At 38.5% G+C, this 6,444-nt stretch carries 4 protein-coding genes and 1 pseudogene; all 5 read left to right on the top strand.

What is annotated here, in order from left to right; genetic code table 11:
- Positions 1-112: 112 nt before the first annotated feature.
- The 5 genes and pseudogenes from F6K54_RS38105 to F6K54_RS38085 all read left to right on the top strand — a co-directional run bounded on the left by F6K54_RS38105 (position 113) and on the right by F6K54_RS38085 (position 6,111).
- The gene (locus F6K54_RS38105; protein ID WP_293089264.1) at positions 113-265 is read left to right on the top strand and encodes a hypothetical protein; all 153 of its coding nucleotides are present in this window, start codon (positions 113-115) and stop codon (positions 263-265) included.
- A 1,821-nt stretch (positions 266-2,086) separates the two neighbouring features.
- Positions 2,087-4,645, top strand: coding sequence for a glycogen/starch/alpha-glucan phosphorylase (locus tag F6K54_RS38100; RefSeq protein WP_293089262.1), 2,559 nt, complete (start codon positions 2,087-2,089; stop codon positions 4,643-4,645).
- 560 nt (positions 4,646-5,205) lie between these two features.
- Positions 5,206-5,319 (top strand): annotated as a pseudogene (locus F6K54_RS38095) (IS1 family transposase); the annotation flags it as partial.
- A gap of 13 nt (positions 5,320-5,332) precedes the next feature.
- Entirely contained in the window at positions 5,333-5,911 is a 579-nt protein-coding gene (locus tag F6K54_RS38090; protein WP_293089261.1) for a hypothetical protein, read from the top strand.
- 71 nt (positions 5,912-5,982) lie between these two features.
- Positions 5,983-6,111, top strand: coding sequence for a hypothetical protein (locus F6K54_RS38085; RefSeq protein WP_293089260.1), 129 nt, complete (start codon positions 5,983-5,985; stop codon positions 6,109-6,111).
- The last annotated feature ends 333 nt before the right edge of the window (positions 6,112-6,444 follow it).

Below are 6,444 nucleotides of genomic sequence, written 5' to 3'. Positions count from 1 at the left end.
TGTGGGGGGAGGGGGGGGGGGGGGAGGGGGGGAGTGGGGGGGGGGGGGGGGGGGGGGGGAGGGGGGGGGGGGGGGGGGGGGGGGGGGGGGGGGGGGAGGGGGGGAGGGGGAGATGGGGGGAGGGGGAGATGGGGAGATTGGGAGATTGGGAGATGGGGAGATTGGGAGATGGGGAGATTGGGAGATTGGGGGATTGGGAGTGTGGGAGAAATTAAAAAATATATATCTTCTACCATTACCATGCAGGACTACCAGATTGAGATAAGGGTTTCTTACCTTGAAAGAGTTTCAGCAGAATCAGTCTTATTCAGAATGACTATAATTTTTGTATCTGATGTTAATTAAGGCTTACTAATTAAATCTAAAAGCATTGACTGATATTGGCTTTAGTTTTTTTAGGATTGAAAAAAGTGCCTGGTTTTCGGTGCTTCAAGCTCAAAAAGTAAGTATTTTGGGATGATTATGGCAGAACAATCCAGGGATAATTTTTCCAACTACCTCCTCTATAATTCCTATTTATTCTGACTCCTGATTCCTGACTCCTCCCCTGATCACTCATACTTTTTCAGCAAACCCTAATTAAGGCTTACTGAATAAAGCTAAAAGTCAGGATAGCTTACGCTAATAGAGCTTTTTATATTCAGTTTATCTTCAAGTTTATAGCTCTTATATCATGTCCGGATAATTAGTTATAAAAAACTTTTTCCTTCAACTCTAGTTGTTCTTCTTTCTTCCCTCTTTCCTCCTGAGGACTGACTCCTCCGTAGTTATTTATTTATCACTGTTTAACCGGACATGATATTATTTGCCTCAAGATACTAAAATTTTCTGCTGAAATTCGAGAAAATTTCTTCAGATAAAATGGCCGAAACCTTTGCCTGTTCTCCCCATCTCTGCGTCCCTACGTCTGGTGCCTCCCCGTGTCCTACCCCCACCAACCAATTTTTTCAGCAGACCCTAATTATGCGTGCTACTGTCTAGTTCATTCTCAGACAAAACCAGAGCAACAAACTAATCTTAGTCCTTGAGCATACTTGAGCATAAGCGATCGCTAAATGAGTAGTACAAGTTCTTCCTAATAACTGTATTTCTCAATCATTAAAGATTAATACTTGGATACTTTCCACCACTGAGTTTTTATTGAATTTTAGTTAATTATCTCATGGTATTTTAATAAGATTATCGGCAAAAACAATCACTAGACAGGGAAATGTTTTTCCCACTTTTGCCCGTTCCCTGCTATATGAGAAATAATACATTAATCAAATAAGGTGTTAAGTAATAGTAGAAAAAATCAATCGTTTCTCCCAATATCATATTAATTTAATTGTGCTATTTCTACTACTTCTATCGGATAAACTGAACTATAAGTCATATTACTCATAGGTCAGAAGATGTTAAATATTCAGTTATTCTATTTTTGATTCTCTGTTTTCTTTTTTTTAATTTAAAACCTCGACAATATACTCTATTATTTTTAAATTTATCTAATATTTTATCTTTTCTTTAAAATTTACCACAACTAAAAATTTGTCAATAAATCAAATCAGAAAATCAATCTAAATTTTTTGGAAAAAACCTTATACTATACTAAAATATTTTGGATTTGATATAGAAATAAATTAAAATAATGAAACTTAATATCTATGAAAGGTAATCAAATGGGTTTATTATTAAAACATAAAAAAACTACCAGATATAAGCTGAAGTAATCCTGATACTAAATGAAAAGTTAACTAAAAATAGAGCTTTTCATCAGAATATGGGGACTGAACTAATTATTAAAAAGCCCTTTCATTAATGGATAATTGATAATTGATAATTACCTCTGGTTAAAACCGTTACGGAATTGAATATAAGGAATATTTTCTTTTCTCTTGGTCGATTAGATATGGCGAGGAGACCCGAAGAGTGAAAGAGCCGCTCCGCTTTATATGTTGCGGAGCAAAACGCCATCCCTCGACCGCTTTTTCCTCTTAAAAGGGTCAGCTTTAAACCAGAATTATTTAATTATTAATTATTAATTATTCGGTAAATTTGCTTTGAATGTTGTCAATAAATTGTCAGATTACCAAATTCTAGAATTATGCAAGAAGTACACCAAGATCAGAGTGCATCGTACACAGAAAAAGTAAAAATTCAAGTAGAAGACGATCGCACAGGCACTAACCTCGATACCATCAAACGAGCGATCGCCGATAACTTATATTATTTACAGGGGAAAGATATAGAATTTGCTACCAATTATGATTACTATATGGCCTTAGCATATACAGTGCGTGACCGCCTGTTGCACCGTTGGCTCAAAACCACAAAAACATACTTCCATCAAAACGTCAAAACAGTATACTATCTCTCAGCCGAATTTCTTATGGGTCGCCAACTAGCTAAAAACCTAGTCAATGTAGGTTGTTGGGAAGTTGCCCGTCAAGCTCTCGAAGAATCATGTCTTGAACTTCATGACTTGATCGAAAAAGAACCAGAACCAGGTTTAGGCAATGGTGGTTTAGGCCGTCTAGCAGCTTGTTTCCTAGACTCTCTCGCCACCCTAGAAATTCCGGCAGTAGGCTACGGCATTCGTTATGAATTTGGCATTTTCAAACAACAAATTCAAAACGGCTATCAAGTTGAACAGCCAGACAAATGGTTAAGTCTGGGCAACCCTTGGGAAATTCCTCGCCATGAAAACCAAGTGGAAATAAAATTCGGTGGTTACACAGAAGCATACCCAGACAAACAAGGTAATTATCGGGTCAGATGGATACCTGCACGCACAGTCATTGGAATGCCCTACGATACTCTTGTTCCTGGGTACAATACCAACACAGTGAATACTCTACGCCTCTGGAGTGCCAAAGCAAGTAATGAATTTGACCTGCAAGTTTTTGACTCCGGTGACTATAACCGCGCCGTTGAAGACAAAACTTTATCTGAAAATATTTCTAAAGTTCTCTACCCCAACGATAATATATTTCAAGGCAAAATGTTGCGCTTAGAGCAACAGTATTTCTTCGTCAGTTGTTCTCTGCAAGATATCATTCGTACTCACTTGTCACGGAATCCAAATTTAGACAACTTCCACGAAAAAGCAGCCATTCAACTCAATGATACTCACCCCTCTATCGGTGTTGCTGAATTAATGCGCCTGTTAGTAGACGAGCATGATATTGAGTGGGAAAAAGCTTGGAATATTACTCAAAATACCTTTGGCTATACTAACCATACACTTCTGTCAGAAGCTCTAGAGCGTTGGCCTGTCAGTATGTTCGCAACTCTGCTACCACGACATCTTGAAATTATCTACGAAATTAATTTCCGTTTCCTAGAAAAAGTTAAGAAACGTTATCCGGGAGATGATGGGCGGTTGGCACGGATGTCACTGATCGAAGAATTTCCTGAAAAACGCGTGCAGATGGCTCATTTAGCTTGTGCTGGCGCTCATGCTATCAATGGTGTGGCAGCATTGCATACTCAACTGTTGAAAACAGACGTTTTGAGAGATTTCTACGAACTTTGGCCGGAGAAATTTACGAATAAAACTAATGGTATCACTCCCCGTCGTTGGTTATTAATTAGTAACCCGAAGTTGGCATTACTAATTACAGATAAAATTGGCAAAAATTGGATTAAAAATTTAGAGGAAATTAAGCAGCTTGAGAGGTTTATTGATGACCTAGAATTTCGTCATAATTGGAGTCAGATTAAACATGAAAATAAGCAAGATTTAGCTGCTTATATTCAGCAAAAAATAGGAATTGTAGTTAATCCTAATTCTCTGTTTGATATTCAGGTAAAACGACTCCATGAATACAAACGTCAACTGTTGAGTGTGCTGCATATTATTACCCTTTATAATCGGATTAAACAGAATCCAGATGTGGATATTTTGCATCGCACTTTCATTTTTGGCGCGAAGGCAGCACCAGGTTATTATATGGCAAAATTAATCATTAAATTGATTAATGCTGTAGGGGACATAGTTAATAATGACCCAGATGTACGCGATCGTCTCAAGGTAGTTTTTGTGCCTAATTTCTCTGTATCTATCGGTCAGCGAATTTATCCAGCAGCCGATCTTTCTGAGCAAATTTCTACTGCTGGAAAGGAAGCTTCTGGTACTGGCAATATGAAATTTTCCCTAAATGGTGCTTTAACTATTGGTACTCTTGATGGGGCAAATATTGAGATTCGCGAAGCTGTTGGTGCTGAAAATTTCTTCTTATTTGGATTGAATGTTGAAGAAGTTAAAGCATTAAAATATCAGGGATATAATCCGGAACAATACTATACTTCTAACCAAGAATTACGACAGGTTATTGACCGTATTGCTTCTGGTTATTTCTCACCTGGTAAACCACATTTATTCCATCCAATTGTAGAATCTTTACTAGGAAAAGATGAATATATGTTGTTTGCTGATTATCAAGCTTATATTGATTGTCAGGAAAGAGTTAATCAGGCTTATCGTAATCCCGAATATTGGACTCGAATGTCGATTATTAACTCTATTAATATGGGTAAATTTTCTGCTGACCGTACTATTAATGAATATTGTCAGGAAATTTGGAATGTCGAACCTGTGAAAATTGATATGGAGGCATATAGTCAGGAAACAGCAGGTTTACAACGTTATTGTCAAATTTAACGTCTTCAATAGACATCTCCAGAAAAGAGGCAGTAGGTAGTAGGCAGTAGGCAGTAGGGGGAAAGAATTGATAATTTCTGTACGATAGTTGATTTGATTTTTTATTATTGGAGATGTCTAATACTGGACAGTACAAAGTTCTTAGTGGAAAAAACGGCGGTTGGTGAATTAAGGTATGATATCATGTCCGGTTGAATAATTAGACTTTGGTGGAAGGAAGGCAGCTATGCTGGAGGCAGGAGGCAGAAGGTTTTCTCCTATTGTCACCTTGATTTTATACATAAACGATGCTACCGGACACGATATGATTTGAGAAAGGAGCGATATAGCTGCCGCTAGGCTCCGCCAACGCTAATTAGGCAGAAAAATTATGGAATGTCCAAATCGGTCAATCAACTAACATCAAATCCGCTTAATTGGGCATAAAAAAATTATCCGATTATCATAACTACGCTCATCTTTCTAATTCTTTCTTCTCCTGAATTCAGAATTCAGAATTCAGAATTCAGAATTCTAAAGACTTAACCATTCTATGGCTGTTTAACCGGATTTGATATAACATCAATAAAAATGGCCAAAAGAAAGGAAAGCAAAACTATATTTGTGTAGAATGTGGTCGTCAATTTATTGATGGCGATGAAACTTATAGAGGTTATAGTGATGAAATCTCCAGATAAATGCTGAAAAATGTATGTTATTGGAGTTATCACCTTACTCTTAGAAGCAGGCTCTTGTTTGAAAGCGGTTCCTGTAACTTTGGGGTTACAAGATGGTATCAAGACGACTGAGGATGATGAAACTACAATAGTAGATCGAATGTCTAGTTTGTGCGCAGAACTTATCCATGCTGGTAGTTATATCATCCTTGATGCATACTTTGCTTCTAAACAGTTGATTGAAGAGTTGAGGAAGCACAATCTCCGATTAATTACCAGAGTACGAATCAATGCACTCGGCAAAGCTCCTTTACCAACACCACCGCTTAAACGCAGTCGTGGCAGACCTCGCATCTGGGGTGAATCAGTCAAATTACGCAACTTTTTTAATCAGAAAGACTGCTTCACTACAGAAACTATACTACTTTACGGCAAGATGGTGACACTCAGATATCGCGCCATAGATTTGCACTGGGATTCTCCTGTTCATGCATGTGCGTTTTGTCCTAGCTGTGTGGCCGGAAGGGAAACAAATAATTCTGCTTTCAATCGATGTCACTCTGTCCGCGTCCGCAGTAGAAATTTTAACTGCTTACAGTTGGCGTTTTAAGATTGAAGTTACTTTCCGCAACTTGATTCAACCCCATACCTGGTTTTAGCTATCGGTTTTGGATGAAAGATATGCTCCCGACTCAGGGGCGGCCGAAAGACTTAATTCTCAGTCGATATCCAAAGAAACAGCAACAACAATTTCACAGAAAAGTCGAAGCTATGGAACGGTTTGTACTCATCAACGCTATAGCCTTATAAGTTCGACGCATATTTCCAAACTCGCTTTTTTGTCATACAGGCTAACGGGACTTTAGCAAATTTCAAACCCAAACAAACCCTAAACTCTCTTTATTAGCGGTAAATATGTCGATGTTTTCATCTAACCACTTGATAAAACGGTAAGATATCGCTGTACGATCAGGCTTCTAAAGTATCATTGACATCCTCTCCGGCCTGAAGGCGCGGAGATTCCTACTGAACCATAGCTCTTCGGTGGGTTGACGTTTTGCGCTTCGCAAAGCTCCGCTAACACTGGCTGCTGCTAGCTTGACGTTAGTCTTATGCTTGCCTCCACGTCCGTTTAATGTCTCG

Origin of the sequence: Okeania sp. SIO3B5, from assembly GCF_010692555.1 — a bacterium.
In the GTDB taxonomy this organism is placed as follows: Bacteria; Cyanobacteriota; Cyanobacteriia; order Cyanobacteriales; family Microcoleaceae; genus Okeania.
Note: the sequence above shows the minus strand (reverse complement) of the source record. Positions and strands in the feature narration are given on the sequence as shown.